The following is a 24283-nucleotide window of genomic DNA, read 5'->3' as shown; positions in this document are numbered from 1 at the left end:
GGCGATCACTCTAAGGGTATCGTCCCGGCCGCTCAAGGCTCAGCGCGGGAGCGGCAGTAAGCGCGGGCAAACTCCAGGAGTTCCTCCATCACCCGCAGGCGAAACTTTTGCTTTTGGTGCACGAATGAAAAGGGTCGATCCAGGGGCGGGTCCAGATTCACCGCCACCAGGGTACCGAGCCGCAACTCTTTCTGGATGGTCGCCCGCGATACGACCGACACTCCCATCCCGGCCTCTACCGCACCCTTCACGGCCTCGGGGCTGCCAAGTTCCATGGCGATTTTGAGGACGGCATGGCACGCGGGCAACTGCCCCAGGTAGTCGCTGATCACCTCGCGTGTGCCCGAGCCCTCCTCGCGGCAGATGAAGGGGTACTCCAGGAGGCGGGCGAAGGTGAGTTGTTCCGCTCCGGCCAGGGCATGCCCCGGGGGCAGGATGGCAACCAGTTGATCACGCTTGCAGTTTTCCACCACCAGGTTCTTGTTGCTGACCGGCGCCTCCACCACGCCCAGATCGATGGTGTTGTTCTCGACCATGGAGACAATACCCTCGCTGTTGGACACCTTGAGGTGAATGGTGACGTCCGGATAACGCTCCTTGAAGTCGCCGAGCAGGGTGGGGAGCATGTACTCGGCGATGGTGGTGCTGGCACCGATGGTGAGCGCTCCGCTGATCTCGCCGGTGATCGCGCGCACCGCGTTCTCCATTTCGGCATAGAGCTCGAAGATCCGATCCGCGTAGGAGAAGACCTGACGGCCGGCATCCGTCAGGCTGATCCGGTTGTGGGTGCGGTCGAACAACCGGGTATTGAAGTGCTCCTCCAACTGGCGGACCTGAAAGGTGACCGCCGGCTGGGTCATGTGCAGGCTCTCCGCGGCCTTGGTAAAGCTCAGGAGTCGCGCGACGGTGTGGAATACCTGGAGTCTGCGGTCCGCCATCCGGGTCGATCTCGGTGAATGCATCAATAAAAAGCGCTTATATCACACAAATCTGATGTTTGGTGAGTTTCACCGTAATTTCAACGGCATTGTCGTATTTCCGGAGCTGTTGATACAGATCCGGCAGACGTTGCTTTCGCACAACTGCAATTTTGTTGCAACAAGTGGTGGAAATCGGCCGTCGCTTGGCCTACAGTTCCAGGCGGTCGTCAATCGTCGCGAATAGACGGATTTACATGGTATTTCTTCTTGAACGCAAGGGCTTGGCAGGCTTCTCCCAGGGCTGCTCGCCTGGTCGCAACCGCACAACTCGCGGTGGCCGGCAGAGGCCGGAGTGGGGCGCTGGACAGGGCGATCGAACCGAATTTGCAACAGGCAATCTTGTTTCAGGGGGATCTCTCATGTACGAAAAAACCGCAGGTTCAGTCGCGATCGTCCTGGTCGCCGCAGTCATCGGCACCTTTGGTGCCCATGGCGGTGCTCAGGCGTCCGGCTTTCTGTTACCCGAGGCGTCGACCGCGGGTATCGGTACGGCCAACGCGATGGTTGCCAACCCCTCGGAGGTCGGCGCGATTCCCTACAACGCGGCGGCCATGGGGTTCCAGGACAAATCCAGTCTCGCGCTGGGCGCCTTGATGATCGGACCGTCCTTCTCGGTGACCAACGCCACCGGCACCCACGACAGTGAAGGGGCCGAATGGGTCGGCGCACCCCTGTTGCAGGCGGCCATCAAGCTCAACGACCAGTGGCGGGTGGGGGTCGGGCTGAACGCGCCCTACGGTCTGGAGACGCGCTGGGCTTATGGGACCTTCCCGGCGCTGAGCCAATCGCGCACTGTCCCAGGGCTCGGCACTGTCCCGACCGGCAATCACCCCACTGCCAGCAAACTGGAAATCCTGGACCTGGTGCCGACCGCGGCCTATCGGGTCAACGACTCGCTGAGTCTGGCCCTCGGCCTGGATATCTACTCGGCTCAGACCGCGCAACTGGACTCCAATCTGGGACAGATGGAAGGCAGCGGCTATGGGCTCGGTTTCAACCTGGGTGTCATGTACCGTATCAACGCTTTGTCACTGGGCCTGACCTATCGTTCTGCCGCTACCCTGGACATCGAGGGTAACTACACGCCGAGCAACATGGCGCTGGTCGCGGCGGGGCGGCTGCAGCAGGGGCAGCGTGCCAGTGTGGACCTGAACCTGCCCTGGCGTCTGCAACTCGGGGCGCGCTATGCGTTCACCGATACGATCGCGGCCGAGTTCGATTGGAGCTATACCGGTTGGGAGGAGTTCGACCGCCTGGAGATCACCGGCAATCGCACCGGTACCCTGATTTTTGCGGATACCAATGCCTGGAGCAACTCCAACGCCTACCGTTTGGGTCTGACCTGGCAGGTGCAGCCGCAGACTCAGTTGCGCGTCGGCTATGCCTATGACGAGACCGGTCAGAGTGACGATCACTTCAGTGCTAGGGTCCCGGACAGCGATCGCCAGCTTTTCGGTATCGGCATCGCGCAGGAACTCGGCAACGGGTTTTCGGTCGAGGCGAGTTATGCTTATGTCCTGGGCGAAAATCGGACTGTGGTCGCGGCGACGCCTTATACGGGCGGCGAGGTCAACGGGACCTCGGCGCTCGACGGCGAATACGAGATGGATGCAAACATCATCGGGATCGAGCTGGTCAAGACCTTCTAAACCGCGCCTAGCGCGGTATGCGATGTTTATGGATGAGATCGGCCCCGGCAGACGCGCCGATTGCTGGAGCCGGCGCGGTTTAATGCGATTGGCGGGAAATCTTTTACCAGGATGAGCCGCCCGCCCGGCCCCCCGCAGGCGATTATCGGCCTGCGGGGCGCCCGGTCAGATGTAGAGACAGATGTCGCTCTGGCCGGCAAATTCGAAAAAGGCCGCGGCCCCGGCGTACTCGATTCCGTCGATGAACTGGGTCGAGTCCATGTCGAACAGGTCCACGGTCATCTGGCAGGCGATCAGCTTGACCTCGGCCTCCTGGCAGAGTTCGCGCAGTTGTTCGATGCTGGCGACGCCCTTCTTCTTCATTTTGGCCTTCATCATGCTCGTCATGACACCCTGCATGAACGGCAGGGCCGTGACGATGACCGGCATGAACTTCTCCATGCCGCCGGGCATGGGCATTCCGGGATTACCCAGGGGCGTGACCTGCAGGTCCAGCTTCTTCTTGAGCAGTTGCAGTCCGTAGAAGGTGAAAAAGATCTGCACCTCGTAGTCCAGCGCGGCGGCGGTCGAGGCCAGGATGAAAGGGGGATAGGCCCAATCGAGCGAGCCCTTGGTAGCGATGATGGCGAGCTTTTTCTGAGCCATCGGTTCCTCCGGAAAATTGTTGTATGTTCAGTCGCTGACCGGAAAGTGGTCGCCGACTGGAGACGTTCAGCTTGGTTTGATCGGAACCGCTGTCAAGACCGCGGCAAGCCGATGGTCATCGTGGGCCGAGTGGCGAGGCTCAGCACTTCTTGATCAGGAAGTGGAATTTGCCGCCTTCTTCTTTGGATTCGATCAGATCGTTGCCGGTCTGCTTGGCAAAGGCGTCGAAGTCCTTGACCGAGCCGGGGTCGGTGGCGATAACGTGTAAGACCTGACCCGGGGTCATCGCATTCAGGGTTTTCTTCGCGCGCAGGATGGGCAGGGGGCAGTTCAGACCGCTGGCGTCGAGTTCTTGATCATGGGCCATGGGGAACCTCCGGAGTTTCGCTGTTTTAGAATATGTGAAAACACTAGAGCACGTATTTTTAAGCGAAAGCTGGACAAAAGGCAAGGAAGAGGCGGCCGGACGGCCAACGTTCGATACCCTGGGGAACGGGCACTGGTGGCGAATTGCGCTCAAACCTCCGCGATCGGGAGAATTCGCCACTCGTGTCGGGAGCGCGCCGACGTAGCCGCGCTGTCCCGCGGCGGGCTCACGCGAAATAAAACCCGCGCGGCCCAAGGGGCCGCGCGGGCTGGTCAGTCACTGACCGATCAGGCCGCTGAGCGCTCGTTGAGCCACTTGCCGATGGAGGGGGTGACCTCCTTCTGGGCCTTGCCGCTGACGTAGATACCGATGTGCCCGCCGGGGAAGGCGAGTTCGGAATAGTCACTGCTCGAGGTCAGTGTTTTGAGGGCGCGCGAGGCATCCGGCGGAACCAGATGGTCTTGCAGGGCGTAGATGTTGAGGATCGGGCAGGTCAAATCCTTGAGGTTCACCTCGCGGTCGCCCAGGACCACGCCGCCGTTGATGAAGCCGTTCTTCTGAAAGAAGTCCTTGGCAAATTGCCGGAAGGTCTCGCCCGCCTGGTCGGGGCTGTCGAAGATCCATTTCTCCATCCGCAGGAAGTTCTTGACCTTGTCCGGGTCGTCCAGCAAATCGACCATGTTGACGTATTTCTGGCCGGTGAGGCTGAACGGCTTCAGGGACAGGAAGGTCCAGTTGAGCAACTCGCCGGGGACGTTGCCCATGGTATCCACGGCCAGGTCGATATCCATGGCACGCGTCCAACTGGCAAGCAGGTTGCCCGGGGCCTCGAAATCGACCGGGGTTACCATGGTCACCAGATTCTTGACCTTCTCCTGATGCATGGAGGTGTACATGAGGCTGAAGGCGCCGCCCTGGCAGATACCCAGGATGTTGATGGCGTCAAGCCCATGCGACTCGCGGATGAAGTCGACGCAGTTGTCGATGTAGCCGTTGATATAGTCGTCCAGGGTCAAGGACCGATCGGCCCCGTCCGGATAGCCCCAGTCGATCAGATAGACATCCTGGCCGGTGGCCAGCAGGCCCTTGATGGTCGAGCGATCCTCCTGGATGTCGGCCATGTAGGGCCGGTTGACCAGGGCGTAGACGATCAGGAGCGGCACCGGCTTGGGCGTGATGCCCTCGGGGGTGTCGTAGCGATACAGCACCAGCTTGTCTTCCTTGTAGACCGGGTGCTTGGGGCTGACGCCCGTGTCGATCTTGTCCGCGTTCAGCAGGTTCTCCATGCCCTGGCCAAGCTTGCGGGTGTAGTCCAGCATTTCTTCGGCCAGTTTGTCCGGCCGGATGTCGATTGGAATCACTTGGTTCTCTCCTCGTTTGATGGGTTCTGCCTGAGGTCCCCGGTGCGGCTGGGGACTGGAATCCGGCATGTGCTACTTGATGGCGGGCTTGGCCGCGACGGGCTTGGCTGCCGTGCTCTTCTTGCTGTCCGGCCCTTCGATCAGCGCGGTCCGCAGCCCCGTCACCAACCCCTTGGGCGCTTCGCCGCCGAGCAGTGTCTGGACCTGTTGCTGCAGGGCGTGCAGGTCACGGCGCATCCGCTTGTTCTCGCGGCGGGTCTCCTGGAGGCGGTCCTGCAGCGTCCGGATCTCGGTGCGCGTGGGCATGTTCATGGCGCCCAGGTTCTCGTCGACCATGACGGCCATGCGGTGCTTCAACGCCATCTGGGTGTTGACGAGCTTGCCGTGCAGCTCGGCGTAGTGCGGTGTGCTCACCTCTTCCGCGTAGACGGCCTCGCAGCAGCCGACCCAGTTGTCATAGATGGCGCGGGCCGAGTCGATGGTCTTGCCGCTTTGGATCAGGTCCTGCATGTAGCTGCGCATGCGCTCCACCGCTTTCAACCCGAGCTTGGAGTTGAAGGCCAGATAGTCCTGAAGGGCTTTCTGATAGTCGATGGAACAGCGCATCAGCGCCTGGTATTGGGCCTGTTCCTCGCGGTGGTAGCCGAGTCCGGGGGCCGACAGGAGTCGATCCACGCTCCCCTGCATGTCCCCGTGAGGCATGTTGCGCAGGAAATCACCGGGCACCGGCGACATGGAGGAGACCATGCGCTGCCAGTTGTCATACGGCAGTTCCCAGAAGGCCATCAGGCGATGCAGGGTGTTGCCGCCATCATCCACCGAGCCGCGGAAGCCTTTCTGCATGTCTTCCAGGGTCTTGGTGAAGGCGGACCAGCCGTCGACGCCCCCGTTGGCGCCCGGCAGGAAGGTCTCGGCCATCTTGAAGAAGGCCTTGCCCTGATCCATCATCCGCTCCATGAACTGCTTGGAGGCGTCCGGGGCGGCCGGCGAGAGCGCCTTCCACCAGTGATCCAGGGCTGCCTCCCAGGGAGCGGTCGGGCTTCCGCCCGCGACGCCCATGGCCTTGCGGCTCATCGCCATCCAGTTCTCCCAGTACTTGCGCTGGGTCTCCATCCAATCGTTGGAAAAAAAGCTATCGTTGTTCACGTTGTAACCTCCTCTGGTGTAAGTTCCGGAACGCTAACACGGAAATTTGTGCACTGCAACAATCTCCGCTATGATGCACGACTAGGAGGACTCAAGGGGCATTCGAACCCCGTCATAGACCGCTTCGCCGCTGCCTTGACCGTCGGCGGGTGCACGGGCGCGCGTCGCCGCCTCGCGTGGTCCTCCGCAGTCAGACCATACCATTCTAACCAGCCACAGGGCAGACCACACCAATGAGCGAGAACATCGTCATCGTCGCGGCGGCACGGACCGCGGTCGGCAGCTTCGGCGGCAGCCTTTCCACCCTCACGGCGAGCGAGCTTGGCGCAACCGTACTCAAGGCTTTGCTGGACCAGACCGGCGTTGCCCCTGACCAAGTCGATGAGGTCATCCTGGGTCAGGTGCTGACCGCGGGAGTCGGTCAGAACCCGGCGCGCCAGACCGCCATCAAAGCCGGCCTGCCCCACCAGGTCCCGGCCATGACGATCAACAAGGTTTGCGGCAGCGGGTTGAAAGCGGTGCAACTGGCGATGCAGGCGATTGCCTGCGGGGATGCGCAGATCGTTATCGCCGGCGGCCAGGAGAGCATGAGTCAGTCGGCCCACATCCTGCCGCGCTCCCGCGACGGCCAGCGGATGGGCGACTGGATGATGGTGGACACCATGATCGTTGACGGGTTGTGGGACGCCTTCAACCAGATTCACATGGGCGTCACCGCTGAAAACATCGCCAAGAAATACGCGTTCAGCCGCGAAGCCCAGGACGCTTTTGCCGCCGGTTCGCAGCAGAAAGCCGAGGCCGCGATCAAGGCCGGCCGCTTTGTCGATGAGATCGTCCCGGTCAGTATCCCCCAGCGCAAGGGGGATCCGCTGGTCGTCGCCCAGGACGAATTTCCGCGTCCCGGCACCACTGCCGAGTCCCTGGCCAAGCTCAGGCCGGCCTTCGACAAGGCGGGTACCGTGACCGCGGGCAATGCCTCCGGCATCAACGACGGCGCTGCCATGGTCATGGTCATGACCGCGTCCAAGGCCAAGGAATTGGGTCTCAAGCCGCTGGCGCGCCTGGTCGCCTTCGCCTCCGCGGGCGTGGACCCGGCGATCATGGGCACCGGCCCGATCCCCGCCACCACCAAGTGTTTGGAGAAGGCTGGATGGACGCCCGCTGACCTGGACCTGGTCGAAGCCAACGAGGCTTTTGCCGCCCAGGCGATGTCGGTCAACCAGGAGATCGGCTGGGACCAGAGTAAGGTGAACGTGAACGGCGGCGCCATCTCCCTGGGCCACCCGATCGGCGCTTCCGGCGCCCGGGTGCTGGTGACCCTCCTGCATGAGATGCAGAAGCGCGATGCCAAGAAGGGCCTGGCGACCCTGTGTATCGGCGGTGGTCAGGGTGTCGCGCTGGCGGTTGAGCGCGACTAGCACTTGGGCGACCCTGGCCGCGACGCGCGGCGGCCAGGGAATGCCGGGTAACTGCGCAAGCGCGTTGGGACTGACCCGGTGGTCCGCGTTAGGATGCCCCGTTGCCGCACTGCGGTACACTTGGGTCCGCAATCATCCACTCAGGCAAATGCAATGAGTCGCGAGCGCATTATCAAGAAGTACCCCAACCGGCGTCTGTACGATACGGAGCTCAGTCACTACATTACCCTGGCGGACGTGCGTGCCCTGGTCATGGACTCCGCCGAGTTCCGGGTGGTGGATGCAGCCAACGACAGCGACATCACCCGCGCGATCCTGCTCCAGATCATGCTGGAGGAGGAGAGCGGGGGCGAACCGCTGTTCAGCGCCAACATGTTGTCGCAGATCATCCGTTTTTACGGCGGCACGGTCCAGGGACTGTTCGCCCGTTATCTGGAAAGTTCACTGGACCTGTTCGCCAAGCAGCAGAAGCAGTTGACCGAGGCGTGGGGCGACAGCCCCTTCGATGCGGTGACCCGCGTCACGAAGCGCAACATGGATCTCTGGTCGAACCTCCAGGACGAGTTCATGCGTGCGGCCGGTTTCCCGTTGGGTCAGGAACGTAAGAAAAAAGGTTAATTCGAAATATTGCGAAACTCTTCCTTGACAGGTACGGATCTTCCGACTATTGTGCACTGCAACAAATGCTGCATTGCAGCAAAAATGCCGGAGACTGAAATGACCTCTGCAGAAACACTGAAAACCGTCAACGAGATCACCAACAAGGGCGTGGCGCAGATGACCAGCCTGGGCGAGATCAACCTGCGCTACTTCGAGCGTCTGGCCGCGCGTCAGATCGATGCGCTCAATCTGTCCGTCGAGCACGGCAACCGGCTGATGAAGCTGGCCTCCGAGTCCGCGGACTTCGGCACGTTCGTGAAGGGCCAGGTGGCGGTCGCCAAGGAACTGAGCGAGCGCGTAGTGAGCGAATCCAAGGCCAACATGGCGCTTGCCGATCAGGCCCGCGACGACTATCGTACCTGGTTCGAGAAGAACATGGCCGCCGTCAGCGCGGATCTGCGCAAGGGTGTCGTCGCCGCCTGAGTTCTGGTGATAACATCCGTGCAGTCCACGGAGGGACTGCCATTTTCAACGCCTGGTCCGTGATCGGAGTCCGTGATCAGACCAGGCGTTGAAAATGGGGAAAAGGTAACCCCAACTCGTCGTCCGATCCAAGGGCGGCTTGATGAACTTCAAAAACCAAAGACCTGGAGGAGAGAGATAATGGCACGTATTGCACTGGTCACCGGCGGCATTGGCGGCATCGGTTCCGAGATCTGCACGCGTCTGGCGACTGACGGCGCGACCGTGATTGCCAACCATATCCCGCAGGAGACCACTCAGGCTGAAGCCTGGAAAGCCGAGCGCGTCGCCGCTGGTCTGAATGTCGACATCGCCGTTGGTGACGTGTCGTCGTTCGATGATTGCACGCGCATGATTGCCGAGATCACCGCCAAGCACGGCCCGATCGACATCCTGGTGAACTGCGCCGGCATTACCAAGGACGGAACCTTTAAGAAGATGGCACCGGCCCAGTGGAACGCTGTTATCGGCGTCAACCTGAACAGTGTCTTCAACGTGACCCGTCAGGTATGGGAAGGGATGTTGGATCGTGGTTTTGGCCGCATAGTCAACATTTCGTCGGTCAATGGTCAGCGTGGACAGTTCGGTCAGACCAACTATTCGGCCGCCAAAGCCGGTATGCACGGGTTTACTATGGCGTTGGCGCAAGAGGGTGCTGCGAAGGGCGTCACAGTCAACACCCTGTCTCCCGGTTATGTTGATACTCCGATGACTCTGGCGATGGACGAGAAGGTCCGTAACTCGATCATCAGCGGCATCCCGATGCGGCGCATGGCTCAGCCGGCCGAGATCGCCTCCGCGGTGGCCTTCCTGGTGTCGGACGCGAATGGTTATGTCACTGGCTCCAATCTCCAGGTGAACGGCGGCTTGTTCATGCACTGATTGGTTTCACGAACTGAGGGGAGCGGCAAATAACAACACGAACGCCGCCCCAGGAACTCAACAGAGTCCTCCTCGTCTCTCTCAAAATGAGACGTTCCAGCCCGGCACCCTGCCGGGCTTTTTTTTGTCCAGGGAAAACGACAACGACCGAGACAGCAAAGGCGTCCCCCCACCCTAAGGGATTGATTTAACGTATTCGTGAGCCGTTCCCAGGTTGGGAAGGGACACTAGAATACCGGGAACACATCCGGCCAGGGGTTTGCGGGACGCGCGGTTCCCGTTCCTTTCACCAGGATACGATCGCCGACCCTCATCCGGCTGAACAGGAGTTTCGCGTCCTCGTAATGCAGGCGCACGCAGCCATGGGAGTCGGGACGCCCGGGCACCCAGCCCTCGTGGACGAAATAGGGCCCGGTGAACTGCAGCGAGTAAGGCATCGGGGTGTTCTCGTCTAAGGAATTCGTGTATTTCCCGGAACGTTTGTTGATGTCCTTGCTGAGGACGCGAAAGTCCCCCGTGGGCGTCGGGTGCTGCGGGGTCCCCGTCGAGACTTGCCCGCTGGCGACGATCAGGTCATCTTCGACATAGTCGAATGACTGCGAAGCCAGATAGATGGTGAGCGCCCGCTTTCGGCCCGAGGGTAACCGATAACGCAGATCCTTTTCCGGTTTTACCGCGGGCTTGCCCGTTTCACCTCGGTTAGCGGCCGGGTTCTCTGTGGTCGCGGCCGTGTCGTCCGCGGTCTGGGGTTCTGCATCGGTCCGCTCGGGAGCCAGCCTATCGGCCGCGCCCGTGGGTTGATGGGCGCAGCCGGCGCTGATCAGCGTGCCCGTCAACAGGATCAGCGGTGGGATAAATCGTTTGGGGTTGTGCATCGGATCGTTCTCAGGTGTCCGTCCGCGCGGCGCGCGCCGCGCGCTATGCCGACATCAGAATTCGCCGGCCGCCGCTCCGTCCATGATGGCGCGGAGGGTGTCGCGTACCCGCAAGGCCGACGCCTTGAGGTCGGCGGGTAATTGGGTGCCGCCGTAGATCATCAGGTCGAGGTTCATGCTGTAAAGCCACAGCCGACCCTCCTTGTCCTCGACCAGGGCGATGCGGCAGGGCATGAAACCGCTGTATTGATCCCGGTACTCCAGCATCTGCTTGCCGACCTGGGCGTCGCAGAACGACAGGAAGTTGACGTAGCGGTACTTCTCGCCGGTAATCGCCTCGATCTGCTTATAAAATGGTGACTCGCCAACGAATAAAAAGTTGCGGGCGGAGGCGATGCTTTTCATGGCCTCGATCACGTCATCGGGACTCAACCCCTCTTTGACCGGGATCGCCCACATCATCGCCACGCCCGGGTCCCCGGTCGCCAACAGTCGCTGGGCAAAGTCTCCATAGGTCTTGGCGAACCCAGGGTCGAAGGAGGCCAGGCGTTGACCGTAACCCAGCGCGGCGGCACCGACCGCGAGCACGGTAGCGAGGCCGATGATGGCCAGTAGGTTTCTGATGAATTTCATGTTTGTGTCTTGTGTGTAAGGCGGTTTGTTAACGAGTCAAGAACGAGTGAAAACACTCGTTGTCGTTGTCGTTGTCGTAATCGGAGAATCGACTCAACTTTGGCATGAGCAGTCCGCTGCCGAGCGCTACTTGCAACGCAAGGACGGCGAAACAAGGCGGTGCGAGAGAATCCTCGCGGGTATCATAAACTCGACAACGACAACGACAACGACAACGACAACGACAACGACAACGATAGTATTCGTTGTAACTTATTTCTGACGCTCAGGACTAAGGGCGGGATCGGCAACGAGCCCGCCCCGGTCGTGGGCAAGGGTGATCTTGCCACCCGGTGCGGGTCGATTACCAGGGCATCCGTCTCACTTCGCGGGAACCGGCCGCCGCTCCGTTACGGTCCGGGTCTGGAGTCGTTCGCTGCCGCGCCAGACCTCCAGCGAGACGGTTTGATCAGGTCCGACGCCCGCAATTGCGTCCAGCAGGTCACGCGGGGTTTGGACGGGGTGCTCATCGACGCGGGTGACCACGTCGCCCGGTCGCAGACCCGCCTGTGCCGCCGGGCTGTCGGGCAGGGTGGATGACACCAGAATGCCCGCGGCGGCGCGCAGGCCGAAGGTTTCGGCCAGCTCTGGGGTGACGCTGCGTCCGCGCAGGCCGATCCAGCCGCGCGGAACTTGACCCCGCTCGGCGATGGTTAAGGCGACCGCGACGGCCAGGTCGGAGGGGATGGCGAAGCCGATGCCGTCGGCGGTGCCGGTCTCGGAGTAGATCGCGGTGTTGATGCCGATCAGTTCGCCGCGCTCGTTGATCAATGCCCCCCCGGAGTTGCCGGGGTTGATGGCGGCGTCGGTCTGGATGAAGTCCTCGATGGGAGTGAGGCCGAGTTCGGAGCGGCCGATTGCGCTGACGATTCCCTGGGTCACCGATTGGCCGACGCCGTACGGGTTGCCGATCGCCAGCGCGACGTCGCCCGCCCGCAAGACGCGGGGGTCGCCGAGTGGGACCGTCGGCAGGTCAGCGGCGTCGACCTTGAGCACGGCCAGGTCCGTGTCGGGATCCTCACCCAGTACGCGTGCTGCCAAGACCCTCCCGCCGGCCATGACCACGCGGATGCCCGTGGCGCTTTGCACCACATGGCGATTCGTCAGGATCAAGCCGTCGGCCGTCAGGATGACGCCGGCACCCAGACCGGTTGCGCGTGCGGCCGGCGGCGGGCCGGGTGGGTGGAGTGGCCGTGGGTCCGGTCCGGAATCGGCCGGCAACCCCTGCGATTTGTGTGCGGCATAAATGCTGACGACCGCCGGTGTCGCGCGCGCGACCGCGTCGGCGAATGAGGTCGCGTAAGACGCACGGTCCCCCTGCCGCGGGTGGGTACAGGTGTCTGGCCGTGCCGGAGCCGGTGCCGACAGCGACAAGGTCAGCAGCGCCCCGGCCGATCCGGCGGCAACGGCGGTGACCAGGAGTGGGATTGGACCGAAACTGCGCATGCCTTTAAGCTACCACGATTGGGCCAAGGCTCGGCGACCGGAGCGAATATGATCGAACCCCAGGATCTGACGGCCTACTGTGACGCCTTACTGGATGTTGCGGCCTTTACCGATTATGCCCCCAACGGACTCCAGGTCGAGGGTGTACGGCCGATTCGCCGGCTGGTGAGCGGTGTCACCGCCTGTGCGGCCCTGATCGATGCGGCCTGCGATCCGCAAGCCGATGCCTTGCTGGTTCACCACGGATGGTTCTGGCGGGGGGAGAGCCCGTGTCTGACCGGCGCCAAAGGTCGCCGCGTGCGCGCACTGATGGACAGCGGCATGAGCCTCATCGCCTACCATCTGCCGCTCGATGCGCACCTGACGCTGGGGAATAACGCGACCCTGGCGGTACGACTTGGTATCCTTGACGCGCAACCGACCGCCATCGGTCACGGGGTGGTGTGGTGTGGCCGACTGATGGACGCGTTGCCGCCCGAGGTCTGGGCGCGGGCAGTGAGCGAACGCTTGGGGCGAACCGGGACTTTGGTTGCCGCGGACGACCGGCCGGTGCAGCGCGTGGCCTGGTGCACCGGCGGTGGTCAGGGCTATCTCGAGGCCGCGGCAGCGCTCGGGATCGATGCCTTTTTGAGCGGTGAGATTTCCGAGCAGACCACGCACGCCGCTCGCGAGCTTGGGGTCAGTTTCCTTGCGGCGGGTCATCACGCCACCGAGCGCTTTGGAGTCCAGGCGCTGGGAGAGCATTTGGCCGAGCGTTTTACTCTGTCTCATCGGTATTTGGAGATCGACAACCCGGCTTGATTCGTACCCTGATAGACACCGGGACCAGGAGAGGACAGCGCAGCAATTCCAAATTTGGGCGGCACCATGCGACCTCTGGTGGATGCGGCGCGCGCGACCGCCGTGCCGGGTCCCCGACACCGAGCGGCGCGCCTTATCCACCCTACAACGGAGCTGGTTTCGTAGGGTGGATAAGCGCAGCGCATCCACCATCGGCCTCGCTGCCGACACGCTGTTGGCGGCGGCCACCCAAATTTGGAATTGCTGAGGACAGCGCTCTCTCCTTGACCGCGTATGCGCTGATCACGGAGAATGCCCGGTCGGTTTCGCAGAGATTTTGCACATTCTTATCTTTCATCTCAACACGTGCGTGGAGTCGGCTTAAGGGGAGTCGGCGGCGCTGGTGTCACCCGAGGGTTAGTCGCATATGAGCGCAGTAGGCGTAAATCACAGCAGGCGACGGATGCTCGTCGCCGCGACCAGCGCGGTCGGTGCCGTCGGCGCCGGTTTCGCGGCCGTGCCGTTCGTCGCGTCCATGAATCCGAGCGCCAAGGCCCGTGCCGCCGGCGCACCGGTGGAAGCGGACATCAGCAAATTGGAGCCGGGTGCGCTCCTGGTTGTCAAATGGCGTGGTAAGCCGATCTGGATCGTCAAGCGGACCCCCGAGATGCTCGCGGCATTGCCGACGCTGGATTCGCAGTTGGTCGATCCGGCTTCGATCGTCCCGCAGCAGCCCGAGTACTGCAAGAACCCCATGCGTTCGCTCAAACCCGAGATCTGGGTGGCGATCGGCATCTGCACCCACCTGGGCTGCTCGCCGACCTTCCGCCCTGAAATGGCGCCGAACGATCTGGGCGCGGGTTGGAAAGGCGGGTTCTTCTGCCCCTGCCACGGCTCCCGGTTCGATCTGGCCGGGCGGGTCTACAAGGGTGTTCCCGCGCCGACTAACCTGGTGATCCCGATCCATATGTATCTCAACGACACCACCATCCTGGTGGGTCAGGATCAAGGAGCCGCCTAAATGAGCGCAGAAGAGCAGACCACGACCGGCGTCCTGGGCTGGTTCGACAAGCGGTTCCCGGCCACCAAGGTCTGGAACGAGCACCTCGCCCAGTACTACGCGCCGAAAAACTTCAATTTTTGGTATTTCTTCGGGTCGCTGGCGATCCTGGTCCTGGTGATCCAGATCCTGACCGGCCTGTGGCTGGCCATGAGCTACAAGCCCTCGGCGGCCGAGGCCTATGCCTCCGTCGAGTACATCATGCGCGACGTGGAGTGGGGCTGGCTGATCCGGTACGTGCATTCGACCGGCGCTTCGGCTTTCTTCATCATCATCTACCTGCACATGTTCCGCGCCCTGATGTACGGTTCTTACCGCAAGCCGCGGGAACTGCTCTGGATCATCGGCGTGGTGATTTATCTGGCGATGATGGCCACGGCCTTCTTCGGCTATTTGTTGCCCTGGGGCCAGATGTCCTACTGGGGCGCGCAGGTCATCGTGAACCTGTTTGCGGCCGTGCCCGGGATCGGTGAAGACCTTTCCACCTGGGTGCGTGGTGACTACGTCATCTCGGACGTCACCCTGAACCGTTTCTACGCCTTCCACTTCGTGGTTCCCTTCATCCTGGCCGGTCTGGTGTTTGTCCACATCGTCGCGCTGCACGCGGTCGGCTCGAACAATCCGGACGGCATCGAGATCAAGGATGGCCCCAAGGGCAATCGCTGGAGCCCCAACGCGCCCGCTGACGGCATCCCCTTCCATCCTTACTATACGGTCAAGGATATCGTCGGCACCGTCGTCTTCCTGGCGTTGTTCTTCGCGGTGGTGTTCTTCGCCCCGACCGGCGGCGGGATCTTCATGGAGGCGCCGAACTTCCAGCCGGCAAATCCGATGGTGACCCCGGTCCATATCGCCCCGGTTTGGTACTTCACTCCCTTCTACGCCATGTTGCGGGCGATACCTCCGATGTGGGATTCGCAGTTCCCGGGTGTGGTGGTGATGTTCGCGGCCATCCTGATCATGTTCGCTCTGCCCTGGCTGGATCGCAGTCCGGTGAAATCGGTGCGCTACAAGGGGATCGTGACCAAGGTCGCCTTGGCCGTGTTCGCCGTGTCCTTCATCGTGCTCGCTTATCTGGGCCTGCAGCCCGCGAGTCCGCTGTCGACCCTGCTCGCGCAGATCTTCACCGCACTGTATTTCGCGTTCTTCCTGCTGATGCCGATCTACAGCAAGTTGGACAAGGTCAAGCCGGTTCCGGAGAGGGTAACCGAATGAAAAAGCTGATAGCCGCCTTCGCTTTATCGCTGCTGCCAACGCTCGGGTTCGCCTCTGCCGGCCCGCAAACACTGTCGGCGAACATCGACTTGCGTGATCAGGCTTCGTTGCAGAACGGCGCCAAGTACTTCATGAACTATTGCATGGGGTGCCATTCGCTGAAGTACATGCGTTACAACCGCATGGCCGCCGACTTGGGGATCGATGACATCACCCTGCGCAAGACCATCCTGGTCGGTGATGCCAAGCCCGGCGACCCCATGACGAACGCCATGCGTCCCGAGGACGGTGAGAAGTGGTTCGGGGTTCCTTCGCCTGATCTGACGCTGGTGACTCGCTGGCGCAGCCCGGATTGGGTCTACACCTATCTGAAGACCTTTTACGCGGACTCAACCCGGCCTTACGGCGTCAATAACCTGATGTTCCCGAGCACGGCGATGCCGCATGTCCTGGCTGATCTCCAGGGCCTGGCGCAGCCGATCATGGCCGAGCATCAGGGAGGGACACCGATGGCGGAGTCTGTCGGGCCCGCCGTCGGCGGCAAACTGAACGCGGCGCAGTACGATGCCATGGTCCGTGACATCACCGCCTTCCTCACCTACGCGGGTGAGCCGGTGCAACTGGAGCGGCAGCGTCTCGGCCTCTATGTCCTGCTGTTCCTGGGGCTACTATTCATCGTCGCCTACCTCATGAAGAAGGAGTTCTGGAAGGACGTGCACTGAGGTCCCGCCCCGCCCACGGCCCCCGATTCGCGGGGGCCGTTCCCCATCTTCGTAAAAAGCGCCATCGGTGCTCTCGCCGACACGGTATACTCCGGCAGATGCGCGCACCAACCCTTTCCGTAAGAGGGTGAGCACTGACCCTCAGGCCTCGGTCTGGGTCGGTCCCGCGTCGCTAACACGCTGCGCGGTCCGGAAGGGCCCGCAATTGGAGTTCTTCGGTCGCTGCCGGGCTCAGCCTCGGCGCTGAATGAGGGAACGAACGCAGTGGCCGTAAGCAGACGAGCAGTGATGACGTTATTTTCTGATCCCCTGTGTCCCTACTGCCATCGCGTCAGGATGGTCCTTGCCGAGAAAGGGATTGCGGTGGACGTCGTGGATGTGGATGCCCAGAGTCTTCCCGTCGAGGTGCTGGACTTCAATCCCTACGGAACCGTGCCGACCCTGGTCGACCGCGATTTGCGCCTCTTTGAGTCGCGCATCATTATGGAGTACCTGGACGAGCGCTTCCCGCACCCGCCATTGCTGCCGGTCGACCCCGTCTCCCGCGCCAATGCCAGACTGTTCATGTACCGTGTCGATCGGGATTGGTACGACATGATGGGGCGGATTTTCAAGGGTGTCGAGGCGGAGCAGATCAAGGCGCGTAAGGAGTTGCGAGACAGTCTGATCGCCATGGCGCCGGTCTTTGCTGCTCACCCGTTCTTCATGAGCGACGAATTTTCCCTGGTCGACTGCTGTGTTGCCCCCGTCTTGTGGCGACTTCCCGCCTTGCGGATCGAACTGCCGGATCAGGCGAAGGCGGTCCGGAACTACATGACGCGGATCTTCGCCTGGGAGGCGTTTCGCTCCAGCCTGACCGAGGCCGAACGGGAACTGGTCACCGACCTGTAAACCGCACAACCGACGTGGTCCAGCCGCCACAGGAGCCCCGGATGAACCCTGAAGACGGGTCCATGACTTCCACCAAACCCTACCTGGTCCGCGCCATCTACGAGTGGATTCTGGACAACCAGATGACCCCTCACTTGTTGGTGGATGCCCGCTATCCAGGCACCCAGGTGCCCACGGATTTCGTCGACGACGGACAGATCGTTCTCAACATTGCCCCGACTGCCGTGCAGGCGCTGGTCATGGGGAACGACTGGATTCAGTTCAACGCGCGGTTCGGCGGGAGCGCACGCGAGATCCAGATCCCGAGTGAGGCGGTGGTCGGCATTTTTTGCCGGGAGAACCACCAGGGGATGATCTTCCCCCCCTCCGAGCACGACGCGCAGACCGCTGCGCCGACGGCTGAAGACACCCCGGCCGCTACGCTGCCCAAGCGGCGCCCAGGTGTTCCTGCCCGTTCGACGGGTACCGGAAGCCCGCCGCGCAAGGGACCGGGCAAGGGTAAGGGCGGTCCGACGCTGAAAGTCGTCAAGTAATCTTTGACGACAGGTGTCCGCCATCGACCCGGAGATCGGGTCTGGTCACAGGTCTGTAGCCTGATCCGGTAGTCCGAAACTCAGGTCCTCCAGGTCGATGCCGCGCATGATCAAATACCCGACGCGTCGTCCCAGCCCTTCCTCGCTGAAATCGAAGCGGTAAACCCGGCGCAGACGCACCCCGTTGACGCCCCAGCTCAGGCCCAGACGCCGCAAGGCGACGGCCTGATCCAGCAGCTGCAGATCACGCTGCTCACACGCGGCCCGACAGATACCAAGGGCGATCTCGCGGGCGCGCAGGCTATCGAGCCAGAACCAGCCCAGCAAGCATAACAGGGAGACGGCGAACAGATTGGTCATGGGGTCAGTTCGGCGATCTGTCGCACAATGCTCGGCAGCGGCGGCAGATCGGTGCTGTTGATGATGATGGTGCTGCGACGCTCGGCAAGGCTCGGTCGCTCCCAAACGGCGCGCTGTTGCTCCAAGACCGCGATGCTGGCCTCCGACGCATCGCTGCCCGCGGCGAGTCGCTGCGCGACCCGCGTGCGCAGCAGCCCAAGCGGCGCCATCAGGGCAATGATCGCAAAACCAGCCTCCCATCGACGCGCCAGGTTTTGAAATGTCGCGCGGCCTGCCCGAGTCAGAAAGGTGGCGTCCACCACCACATCATAACCGCACGCGAGGATGCCGCCGGCCAGGCATTGAAGACGCAGGTAGGTCCAGGCGGTCGCTTGGGGAAAATAGATTCCGGCGCCGCGGCCGGCGTCCGACCGTGTCTCGCCAGGCAAGCCGAAGAGGCGTTTGCGCTCCACGTCGGAGCGTAAGTGAATCATGGGCAGAGACTCGCTCAAGCGGCGCGCGAGCGTGCTCTTGCCGGACCCGGACAGCCCGCAGGCGATCAGGAGGCGTGGGCGTCGGGTGAGTGTGTAAGACTCTGCCAAGGCCAGATAGCGGGCACAATCGCAGCGTTCCGTCGCACGCTCCGCGGCCGTCAGGTCCGCCTGATCGAGCCGAATGGCCAGCACTTTGGCGCGTACCATGGCCCGGTAGACCTTGTACAGATCCAAGACCTCGAGTGCGCCGAAGTCACCGGTGTGTTCCAGGTACTGGTTGAGCAGTCGGCCAGCCAGCCCCGGCGTTCCCGCTTCTTCGAGATCCATGATCAGGAAAGCGAGTTCGCTCGCGGTATCGATCCAGCGCAGACCGGGATTGAACTCGATGCCGTCGAAAAACAGCGGTTCGCCATGCGCCAGGGCGATGTTGGCGCGGTGCAGGTCGCCGTGGCACTCCCGGACCCGCCCCGTCTCGAGGCGGTGCACAATCGCCGGTGTGAGCGTTTGCCAACGCTCCAGCGTCCAGGTCCGGAGCCGGTCCAGTCGATCGGCAACAGCGGGGTCGTGGATCCGGGCGCGGACCTGCTGCAGGTTCTCCAGCATCGGGGAGAGTACCGCCGTGGGTGTGCCGAACGGGCCCAGCGGATCGGCACGCGGGATCTGCTCGTGGAAGACCGCCACCCGCGTGGCGATGCGATCGATCAAGTCCGGGGTCAGGGTCACCCGGGTAAGCAGGGTGTCCTGTGCGAAGCGGCCCATGTCCACGGCGTATTCCAGCACGGGACCGTCGCCGCCCATCCGCGGCTGCTCCGGGCTCCCGGTGATTGCCACCACCCCGCGGTAGAGGTCCGGGGAGAGTCGACGATTGAGTCGGACTTCTTCCTCGCAACAGAAGTGCCGCCGCTCCAGCGTCGAATAATCCAGAAATCCCAGGTCGATCACCTTCTTGAGCTTGTAGGCGTGATCCCCGCTCAGGAAGACGTGAGAAATATGGGTCTCGATATGGTCGACCGGCGCGGCGGTCGCGCCCGCGCGTTGCGGGTAGGCCTGCGGTTGCAGCAGTCCGGCGATCAGGCGGGGATAGGTGTCGGCGTCCATCGTGTCCGTCCCCTTGCCGACCGACGGCAGGCTTGAAGTGAGTAACTGCGGCGCTTAATATCCGACGATCGTTGTTTCAAATGCAAGTGGAGTCTTCCATGTCGATCGACCGTATCGTCTTCGCCGTCGCTGGCGCCTTTATCCTGCTGTCTGTCCTCTTGGCGGTGTATGTCAACATCAATTGGCTGTGGTTTACCGGCTTCGTCGGTGCCAACTTGCTCCAGTCAGCCTTTACCGGCTTCTGTCCGATGGCCTTGATCTTGAAAAAACTGGGCAAGCAGCCTGGTGCGGCCTTCTGACCTGGGCACGGGTACAGCACCGGCGAGGCCATGGCCGCGCTCGCCTGTGTCCCCCTTACCGATCCGCCGGATCGCATCCCGCGATCCGGCCGGTGAACCTACTTGACCAGGGTCACCGGAACATTGGCCTTCTCGACCACCTCGCCGGCCACTGAGCCCATCAGCAGCTTCGACAAGCCGCCCCGCCCATGGGTGCCCATGATGATGATGTCGCAGCCCTGTTCGTCCGCATAGCGGGCGACGGTTTCGGCGACCGGACCCGCCATCACCTTGACCTGATAAGCCAAGCCGGCGCTCTCGACCAGGGCGCAGTTCGCCCGAATCTCCTCCTCGCCCTCGTGGATCTGCATCTTCGCAATCTCGGTGTCGCTGAGGAAGCGGCGCACCTCCCAGGCATCAACCTGACCGCGCACATTGAGCAGGTGGATCTCGGGCGGGTCGCCGCGCCGGGCAAGCCGAATCACATGTTCGACTGCCCGTCTGGAACTCTCGGATCCGTCGATCGGCACAAGGAATTTCATCGTTTTTATGACTCCCGGCCCGAGTGGCACGGGCCAGCGATCGCTTGGGTGACTTGGCAGAATAAGGCCGAATGGCCGGAGTTGACGGCACCTACCGGCTGGGTCGGGGCCGCATCATGCGGATGCCAGCCCAGGGTCAGCAGCAGGACCATGAAGCCGACGACGTAGGCCAAGACTACGTGCCAACCGCTCTTGACCCAGGCCCCGACTGATTTGGCCTGAGGATAGAGATTAGACAGCGCGACTCCGGCGGAACTCCCGAACCAGATCATCGACCCGCCGAAACCGACCGCGTAAGCAAGCACACCCCAATCGAATCCACCCTGTTTGAGCGCCAGGGCCGTCAGCGGGATGTTGTCGAAGATCGCGGAGACGAACCCGAGTGACAGCGCCGAGTACCAGGAAGCGGGCGGTAGCCGGTCGACCGGCATCATGGAGGCGCAGAGCACCAGGGACAGCAGGAACAGGGTGCCTTTGAAGGTATCCGGCAACAGGCGCCATTCGGGTTCACGCAGCCCTCTGGTGAGCAGGATGGCGATCCAGACGGCCACTCCCAGGAAGGGAAAGCTGTCGGCCAAGTTTTTAAAGTATAGATTGACAAACAAGTTGGCAATGACCGCGGCCACCAGGATGATCGCGACGATGCCCACCCGTGTCCAATCGACTTGGGTCCCGACCGGCACATCCCGGATGACCGGCTGGAAGCGATGCTGCTGGATGGCGGCGGGGATGCCGAAGACGACCAAGGCCGTCCCGGCGGCCACGTAGGCGTGCAGCACCTCCAGCGGCCCGACGCCGGAGATCCACATCATGGTCGTGGTCGTGTCACCCACCACGCTGCCTGATCCGCCCGCGTTGGAGGCGGCGACGATGGCGACCAGATAGCCGATGTGCACCTTATAGCGGAAGACGCCGGCGGCGATGGTGCCGCCGATCAGCGCCGCGGCGATATTGTCCAGAAAGCTGGACAGCACGAAGATCATGGCAAGCAGGGTGAACCCGCCCAGCCAGCCGCCCGGCAGGTAGCGCGGCAGAATTTCAGGGACATGGCTGTCCTCGAAGTGGCGGGCCAGGAGCGCGAAGCCGAGCAGCAAGCCGAGCAGATTGGCCAGCAGCACCCACTCATGCCCTAGATGGCTAGCCAGCCCCAGGAGTCCGGGACCCGCGGTAAAGCCGGTGAACGCGAGCTTGAAGGCGGTAATCGTTGCGAGCCCGCCGAGTGCGACCTGGAGGGTGTAATTGTGGAACAGGGCCACACCGAGCAGGGTCAATGCGAAGAGGATGAATTCCACTGGGATACAGAGTTGAACGTCGGTCTGCCGATAACCCGGCTCGGTGGCCAGCAGGAGTCCGGAGACGATCAGCAAGCCCAGGAACAACAGAACCTGCAACGCTGGACGTGACGTTCGGAGCCGGTGGGACAAGGGGGTGTCATCGAGTTGCGTGAAACGGTGCACGGCGCCGCCGATCGGTAAATTGAAGATGCCTAATCATAAAGCGCGCGGCGGGGCGCGGGAACTCTTTTTCGTGAGGACTGTCGCTGCTACCAGCGCCGACCTGCCTCCATGCTGACTCAGAGCATCTGTGCCAACGCCTGCTGCAGGTTTGCAGCAGTTCCAAATTTGGGTGGTCGCTGCCAGCGGCGTGCCGGCCGCGAGGCCGATGGTGGATGCGCTGCGCTTATCCACCCTACAAAACCGGCTCCGCTGTAGGGTGGATAAGGCGCGCCGGGTGTCTGGGACCCGGCTCGTCGGTCGCGCGCGCCGCATCCACCAAGGGTCGTGCGATGCCGCCCAAATTTGGAATTGCTCGCAGTTTGCCACCGTACGCTCGACATGGTGCAATCTGTCGAGCCCGAAGAGACCGACGCGGAACGTCAGCAGAGATGAAGATCAGGAGTTCGTTATGTCCCCGACCGTTATAGACCTGGAAACACAGGCACTTCAACTATCCGTTGAAGACCGCGCGTACTTGGCGGACCGCCTGCTCAGCAGTTTGGCCGTCGATCCATCGGTCGAAGATGCGTGGGCGATCGAGGTCGATCGGCGAATCGCCGAGTTCGAGTCCGGCAGCGTGACCGATGTTCCTGTTGAAGATGTCTTAGCGCGTGCCCGCGCGGCCATTCGATGATCGTTGCAGTTCATCGCGACGCCGATGCAGAACTTCTTGCTGCCGCAGGCTACTACGCGGAACATGCGAGCCGTCAGGTCGCCGAGTCGTTTCTGGACGAGTTCGACTACGCGGTTTCGCTGCTTCAGGAATACCCGCAACTCGGCAATCCGTGGCGCGGCCGGACGCGGAGATTTCCTTTGCGGCGATTTCCGTATAGTCTCGTTTATTACGAAACCGGAACGCGACTTCGCATCGTCGCGGTCGCCCACCAAAGCAGAAAACCGGGGTATTGGAGCGGCCGGGCATGAGTGTCGCGGAGGCCTCGATCAAGATTCCAGCCGCTTGGGCTCGCCGGGTGCGTAGTCAGGCCATCCTGGCCTGACACCGTCAGGGCTGGAAGCCCTGACTACGCATGCCGTTGGCCGGGATTACGATCAAGGCCGTCGCGGACAATCACCGCAGCGCATCCCAATTTTGATGCCTGTTGTAGACCCCCGTAGGCGTTGCTCTCGCACTCATGAATCTTTGGTCAGCATCTCAGTGTGGTTCAACAAACGCCATACTAGATCGCGAAAAACGTTGTCTGCCTTCAAGGAGCGCGGACAGGAGATTTTTACCCCTAATCGTCCGAGTCAAATATCCGAACGACTGCCGACCTTAACCGTATTCCCTAGCATCCACACTGCTGAACGCGCAAATTCCCAACACGTCGATATCGTAAAGATCGAGAGTCGTTTGAATCGGCTCCATGATCTCCAGCACCTCGGATTCCGGCTTGGCGTCTGCCTGAAGCAGTGCCTCCGCTGTCGTCGCATCGTCCGCAACCGTTGTGCCCGCACTCCCAGGGTTGTAACCCGGTGTATCGATGAAACACAGATGCTCGAGTGGCTGTCGCCAAGGGCTTTCCAACACCATAAAAGGCAGAATCCGCCGCACGTCGAAACCGAGCGACCGGAGAAAATCATGATTCATTCGCACGAACAATTCGGGCGCAAATTCCACGCTTCCGCCGTGGCCTGGAAAACCGACCACCTGCGTCTCGTCGCAATGGGTCACATAGGTGGGAACCGCCGTGGTGGGATCGAGCCCGACGGGCAGTCTGATGTCAGTAACCGGATCGAGAAACGCGTTGAGAAACGATGATTTTCCGCTACTGAACCCGCCTGCCACAGCGATGATCGTCTTCTTCTGGAATAAGGGGACCCGACCGATCAGCCGCAGTTCGTCCTCCACCGCCTGTAATCGTAAAATGGCGGCAGCCTCCCGATCGTACAGACTCTCTTCGTTTGCAAATCGGACGAATTCTTCGCGGAACCAGTATCGGAACGCCAGGTACTTGGGGGGCTCCACGACCGGAGCGCCAAGGACCGAAATCACGAATTGCAGACGGCTCGCGGCATCGACGAGCCTTCCCTTAGTCTCGATCAGGTATAGTGGACCCCATGTCCAGGACAGTTTTCCCCCGAATTTAAGTTGTCGTGCCGACGTTCATCGCAGCGGTTTGGCGCTGCCCCAGCCACCGCGGAGCGGTCGTTAAGACGGCATCCGCGCAGCGATTAAGAAAAGATCTGTTGCTGTTGCGCCGCAGGCGTTCTCAGCCAGCTCCGGCGGCCGTGCGGCGCAGTGTGGGCAAAGGGTGAATGAGTGTGGGCAAGG

General features: G+C 62.0%; 27 protein-coding genes. 14 read left to right on the top strand and 13 right to left on the bottom strand.

Going from position 1 to position 24283, the window contains the following annotated elements:
* Nucleotides 1–32: 32 nt before the first annotated feature.
* Nucleotides 33–938, bottom strand: coding sequence for a selenium metabolism-associated LysR family transcriptional regulator (locus A39O_RS0120705; protein ID WP_020506583.1), 906 nt, complete (start codon nt 936–938; stop codon nt 33–35).
* Nucleotides 939–1339: 401 nt separating this feature from the next.
* Here A39O_RS0120705 and A39O_RS0120700 point away from each other — a divergent pair, with 401 nt between their 5' ends.
* Entirely contained in the window at nt 1340–2629 is a 1290-nt protein-coding gene (locus A39O_RS0120700) for an OmpP1/FadL family transporter (RefSeq protein ID WP_020506582.1), read from the top strand.
* Between the two features lie 165 nt (nt 2630–2794).
* On the opposite strand, the gene dsrE2 is transcribed toward A39O_RS0120700, so the two are convergent.
* The 4 genes from dsrE2 to phaE all read right to left on the bottom strand — a co-directional run bounded on the left by dsrE2 (nt 2795) and on the right by phaE (nt 6148).
* Complete coding sequence (dsrE2, locus tag A39O_RS0120695) at nt 2795–3274, bottom strand: sulfur carrier protein DsrE2 (RefSeq protein ID WP_020506581.1); 480 nt, start codon at nt 3272–3274, stop codon at nt 2795–2797.
* Between the two features lie 139 nt (nt 3275–3413).
* On the bottom strand, nt 3414–3641 hold the full coding sequence (locus A39O_RS0120690; RefSeq protein ID WP_020506580.1) for a sulfurtransferase TusA family protein: 228 nt from the start codon (nt 3639–3641) through the stop codon (nt 3414–3416).
* A gap of 287 nt (nt 3642–3928) precedes the next feature.
* Nucleotides 3929–5002 carry a class III poly(R)-hydroxyalkanoic acid synthase subunit PhaC gene (locus A39O_RS0120685; RefSeq protein WP_020506579.1) on the bottom strand — a complete coding sequence of 358 codons (1074 nt, stop codon included), beginning with the start codon at nt 5000–5002 and terminating at the stop codon, nt 3929–3931.
* Between the two features lie 72 nt (nt 5003–5074).
* Entirely contained in the window at nt 5075–6148 is a 1074-nt protein-coding gene (gene phaE / locus A39O_RS0120680; protein WP_026199589.1) for a class III poly(R)-hydroxyalkanoic acid synthase subunit PhaE, read from the bottom strand.
* A gap of 233 nt (nt 6149–6381) precedes the next feature.
* Between phaE and A39O_RS0120675 the strand changes: the two genes are divergently transcribed.
* From A39O_RS0120675 to phbB, 4 genes are all read left to right on the top strand, one after another.
* Nucleotides 6382–7566 carry an acetyl-CoA C-acetyltransferase gene (locus A39O_RS0120675; RefSeq protein ID WP_020506577.1) on the top strand — a complete coding sequence of 395 codons (1185 nt, stop codon included), beginning with the start codon at nt 6382–6384 and terminating at the stop codon, nt 7564–7566.
* A 153-nt stretch (nt 7567–7719) separates the two neighbouring features.
* The gene (gene phaR, locus A39O_RS0120670) at nt 7720–8184 is read left to right on the top strand and encodes a polyhydroxyalkanoate synthesis repressor PhaR (protein ID WP_020506576.1); all 465 of its coding nucleotides are present in this window, start codon (nt 7720–7722) and stop codon (nt 8182–8184) included.
* Between the two features lie 99 nt (nt 8185–8283).
* Complete coding sequence (locus A39O_RS0120665; RefSeq protein WP_020506575.1) at nt 8284–8649, top strand: phasin family protein; 366 nt, start codon at nt 8284–8286, stop codon at nt 8647–8649.
* Between the two features lie 180 nt (nt 8650–8829).
* Nucleotides 8830–9570 carry an acetoacetyl-CoA reductase gene (gene phbB, locus A39O_RS0120660; protein ID WP_020506574.1) on the top strand — a complete coding sequence of 247 codons (741 nt, stop codon included), beginning with the start codon at nt 8830–8832 and terminating at the stop codon, nt 9568–9570.
* A gap of 227 nt (nt 9571–9797) precedes the next feature.
* On the opposite strand, the gene A39O_RS0120655 is transcribed toward phbB, so the two are convergent.
* The 3 genes from A39O_RS0120655 to A39O_RS0120645 all read right to left on the bottom strand — a co-directional run bounded on the left by A39O_RS0120655 (nt 9798) and on the right by A39O_RS0120645 (nt 12563).
* Nucleotides 9798–10445 carry a L,D-transpeptidase gene (locus tag A39O_RS0120655; protein WP_020506573.1) on the bottom strand — a complete coding sequence of 216 codons (648 nt, stop codon included), beginning with the start codon at nt 10443–10445 and terminating at the stop codon, nt 9798–9800.
* 54 nt (nt 10446–10499) lie between these two features.
* A complete protein-coding gene (locus tag A39O_RS0120650; protein ID WP_020506572.1) occupies nt 10500–11078 on the bottom strand; it encodes a DUF302 domain-containing protein in 579 nt (192 codons plus the stop codon).
* Between the two features lie 360 nt (nt 11079–11438).
* Nucleotides 11439–12563, bottom strand: a complete 1125-nt coding sequence (locus A39O_RS0120645; protein WP_020506571.1) for a S1C family serine protease — start codon at nt 12561–12563, stop codon at nt 11439–11441.
* A gap of 48 nt (nt 12564–12611) precedes the next feature.
* Between A39O_RS0120645 and A39O_RS0120640 the strand changes: the two genes are divergently transcribed.
* From A39O_RS0120640 to A39O_RS0120615, 6 genes are all read left to right on the top strand, one after another.
* Entirely contained in the window at nt 12612–13364 is a 753-nt protein-coding gene (locus A39O_RS0120640; RefSeq protein ID WP_020506570.1) for a Nif3-like dinuclear metal center hexameric protein, read from the top strand.
* A gap of 406 nt (nt 13365–13770) precedes the next feature.
* The gene (gene petA, locus A39O_RS0120635) at nt 13771–14364 is read left to right on the top strand and encodes a ubiquinol-cytochrome c reductase iron-sulfur subunit (protein WP_026199588.1); all 594 of its coding nucleotides are present in this window, start codon (nt 13771–13773) and stop codon (nt 14362–14364) included.
* Nucleotides 14365–15618: a cytochrome b gene (locus A39O_RS0120630; RefSeq protein ID WP_020506568.1), complete on the top strand. Its 1254-nt coding sequence runs from the start codon at nt 14365–14367 to the stop codon at nt 15616–15618.
* On the top strand, nt 15615–16340 hold the full coding sequence (locus tag A39O_RS0120625) for a cytochrome c1 (protein ID WP_020506567.1): 726 nt from the start codon (nt 15615–15617) through the stop codon (nt 16338–16340). Before A39O_RS0120630 ends, A39O_RS0120625 begins: the two co-directional genes overlap by 4 nt.
* A gap of 288 nt (nt 16341–16628) precedes the next feature.
* Complete coding sequence (locus tag A39O_RS0120620) at nt 16629–17231, top strand: glutathione S-transferase N-terminal domain-containing protein (protein WP_026199587.1); 603 nt, start codon at nt 16629–16631, stop codon at nt 17229–17231.
* Between the two features lie 41 nt (nt 17232–17272).
* Nucleotides 17273–17764, top strand: coding sequence for a ClpXP protease specificity-enhancing factor (locus A39O_RS0120615; RefSeq protein WP_026199586.1), 492 nt, complete (start codon nt 17273–17275; stop codon nt 17762–17764).
* Nucleotides 17765–17809: 45 nt separating this feature from the next.
* Here A39O_RS0120615 and A39O_RS0120610 read toward each other — a convergent pair whose 3' ends face one another.
* Together A39O_RS0120610 and A39O_RS0120605 are read right to left on the bottom strand one after the other, a co-directional pair.
* Nucleotides 17810–18124 (bottom strand): DUF3301 domain-containing protein, encoded by a 315-nt coding sequence (locus tag A39O_RS0120610; RefSeq protein ID WP_020506564.1) that lies wholly within the window; start codon nt 18122–18124, stop codon nt 17810–17812.
* Nucleotides 18121–19695, bottom strand: a complete 1575-nt coding sequence (locus A39O_RS0120605) for a bifunctional aminoglycoside phosphotransferase/ATP-binding protein (RefSeq protein ID WP_020506563.1) — start codon at nt 19693–19695, stop codon at nt 18121–18123. Before A39O_RS0120605 ends, A39O_RS0120610 begins: the two co-directional genes overlap by 4 nt.
* Before the next feature lie 98 nt (nt 19696–19793).
* Here A39O_RS0120605 and A39O_RS0120600 point away from each other — a divergent pair, with 98 nt between their 5' ends.
* On the top strand, nt 19794–19994 hold the full coding sequence (locus A39O_RS0120600) for a YgaP family membrane protein (RefSeq protein WP_020506562.1): 201 nt from the start codon (nt 19794–19796) through the stop codon (nt 19992–19994).
* A gap of 98 nt (nt 19995–20092) precedes the next feature.
* Here the strand turns inward: A39O_RS0120600 and A39O_RS0120595 are convergent, their stop codons facing one another.
* Both A39O_RS0120595 and A39O_RS34420 read right to left on the bottom strand, forming a co-directional pair.
* Nucleotides 20093–20515 (bottom strand): universal stress protein, encoded by a 423-nt coding sequence (locus A39O_RS0120595; RefSeq protein ID WP_040528321.1) that lies wholly within the window; start codon nt 20513–20515, stop codon nt 20093–20095.
* A 5-nt stretch (nt 20516–20520) separates the two neighbouring features.
* Complete coding sequence (locus A39O_RS34420) at nt 20521–21972, bottom strand: citrate transporter (RefSeq protein ID WP_211211655.1); 1452 nt, start codon at nt 21970–21972, stop codon at nt 20521–20523.
* Between the two features lie 448 nt (nt 21973–22420).
* On the opposite strand from A39O_RS34420, the gene A39O_RS41065 reads away from it, so the two are divergent.
* Nucleotides 22421–22645 (top strand): addiction module protein, encoded by a 225-nt coding sequence (locus tag A39O_RS41065; RefSeq protein ID WP_026199584.1) that lies wholly within the window; start codon nt 22421–22423, stop codon nt 22643–22645.
* The gene (locus tag A39O_RS38925) at nt 22642–22935 is read left to right on the top strand and encodes a type II toxin-antitoxin system RelE/ParE family toxin (RefSeq protein WP_020506558.1); all 294 of its coding nucleotides are present in this window, start codon (nt 22642–22644) and stop codon (nt 22933–22935) included. Before A39O_RS41065 ends, A39O_RS38925 begins: the two co-directional genes overlap by 4 nt.
* A gap of 349 nt (nt 22936–23284) precedes the next feature.
* Here A39O_RS38925 and A39O_RS0120575 read toward each other — a convergent pair whose 3' ends face one another.
* Nucleotides 23285–23977, bottom strand: a complete 693-nt coding sequence (locus A39O_RS0120575) for a dynamin family protein (RefSeq protein ID WP_020506557.1) — start codon at nt 23975–23977, stop codon at nt 23285–23287.
* Between the last annotated feature and the right edge of the window lie 306 nt (nt 23978–24283).

Origin of the sequence: Lamprocystis purpurea DSM 4197 (assembly GCF_000379525.1) — a bacterium.
Classification (GTDB): Bacteria; Pseudomonadota; Gammaproteobacteria; order Chromatiales; family Chromatiaceae; genus Thiodictyon; species Thiodictyon purpureum.
The sequence above is the reverse complement of the archived record's forward strand: the minus strand, read 5'-3'. Positions and strand labels throughout refer to the sequence as shown.

Bases quoted from the DNA above. Each gene is read 5' to 3' on its own strand.
- A39O_RS0120615 (WP_026199586.1), top strand. From the start codon at position 17,273: ATGAACCCTGAAGACGGGTCCATGACTTCCACCAAACCCTACCTGGTC.
- A39O_RS0120595 (WP_040528321.1), bottom strand. From the start codon at position 20,515: ATGAAATTCCTTGTGCCGATCGACGGATCCGAGAGTTCCAGACGGGCA.
- A39O_RS0120630 (WP_020506568.1), top strand. From the start codon at position 14,365: ATGAGCGCAGAAGAGCAGACCACGACCGGCGTCCTGGGCTGGTTCGAC.
- A39O_RS0120600 (WP_020506562.1), top strand. From the start codon at position 19,794: ATGTCGATCGACCGTATCGTCTTCGCCGTCGCTGGCGCCTTTATCCTG.
- A39O_RS0120700 (WP_020506582.1), top strand. From the start codon at position 1,340: ATGTACGAAAAAACCGCAGGTTCAGTCGCGATCGTCCTGGTCGCCGCA.
- A39O_RS0120650 (WP_020506572.1), bottom strand. From the start codon at position 11,078: ATGAAATTCATCAGAAACCTACTGGCCATCATCGGCCTCGCTACCGTG.
- A39O_RS0120640 (WP_020506570.1), top strand. From the start codon at position 12,612: ATGATCGAACCCCAGGATCTGACGGCCTACTGTGACGCCTTACTGGAT.
- dsrE2 (WP_020506581.1), bottom strand. From the start codon at position 3,274: ATGGCTCAGAAAAAGCTCGCCATCATCGCTACCAAGGGCTCGCTCGAT.
- A39O_RS0120690 (WP_020506580.1), bottom strand. From the start codon at position 3,641: ATGGCCCATGATCAAGAACTCGACGCCAGCGGTCTGAACTGCCCCCTG.
- A39O_RS0120675 (WP_020506577.1), top strand. From the start codon at position 6,382: ATGAGCGAGAACATCGTCATCGTCGCGGCGGCACGGACCGCGGTCGGC.
- A39O_RS0120705 (WP_020506583.1), bottom strand. From the start codon at position 938: ATGGCGGACCGCAGACTCCAGGTATTCCACACCGTCGCGCGACTCCTG.
- phaR (WP_020506576.1), top strand. From the start codon at position 7,720: ATGAGTCGCGAGCGCATTATCAAGAAGTACCCCAACCGGCGTCTGTAC.
- A39O_RS0120645 (WP_020506571.1), bottom strand. From the start codon at position 12,563: ATGCGCAGTTTCGGTCCAATCCCACTCCTGGTCACCGCCGTTGCCGCC.
- A39O_RS0120625 (WP_020506567.1), top strand. From the start codon at position 15,615: ATGAAAAAGCTGATAGCCGCCTTCGCTTTATCGCTGCTGCCAACGCTC.
- A39O_RS0120605 (WP_020506563.1), bottom strand. From the start codon at position 19,695: ATGGACGCCGACACCTATCCCCGCCTGATCGCCGGACTGCTGCAACCG.
- A39O_RS0120665 (WP_020506575.1), top strand. From the start codon at position 8,284: ATGACCTCTGCAGAAACACTGAAAACCGTCAACGAGATCACCAACAAG.
- petA (WP_026199588.1), top strand. From the start codon at position 13,771: ATGAGCGCAGTAGGCGTAAATCACAGCAGGCGACGGATGCTCGTCGCC.
- A39O_RS0120610 (WP_020506564.1), bottom strand. From the start codon at position 18,124: ATGACCAATCTGTTCGCCGTCTCCCTGTTATGCTTGCTGGGCTGGTTC.
- A39O_RS0120620 (WP_026199587.1), top strand. From the start codon at position 16,629: ATGACGTTATTTTCTGATCCCCTGTGTCCCTACTGCCATCGCGTCAGG.
- A39O_RS38925 (WP_020506558.1), top strand. From the start codon at position 22,642: ATGATCGTTGCAGTTCATCGCGACGCCGATGCAGAACTTCTTGCTGCC.
- A39O_RS0120655 (WP_020506573.1), bottom strand. From the start codon at position 10,445: ATGCACAACCCCAAACGATTTATCCCACCGCTGATCCTGTTGACGGGC.
- A39O_RS41065 (WP_026199584.1), top strand. From the start codon at position 22,421: ATGTCCCCGACCGTTATAGACCTGGAAACACAGGCACTTCAACTATCC.
- phbB (WP_020506574.1), top strand. From the start codon at position 8,830: ATGGCACGTATTGCACTGGTCACCGGCGGCATTGGCGGCATCGGTTCC.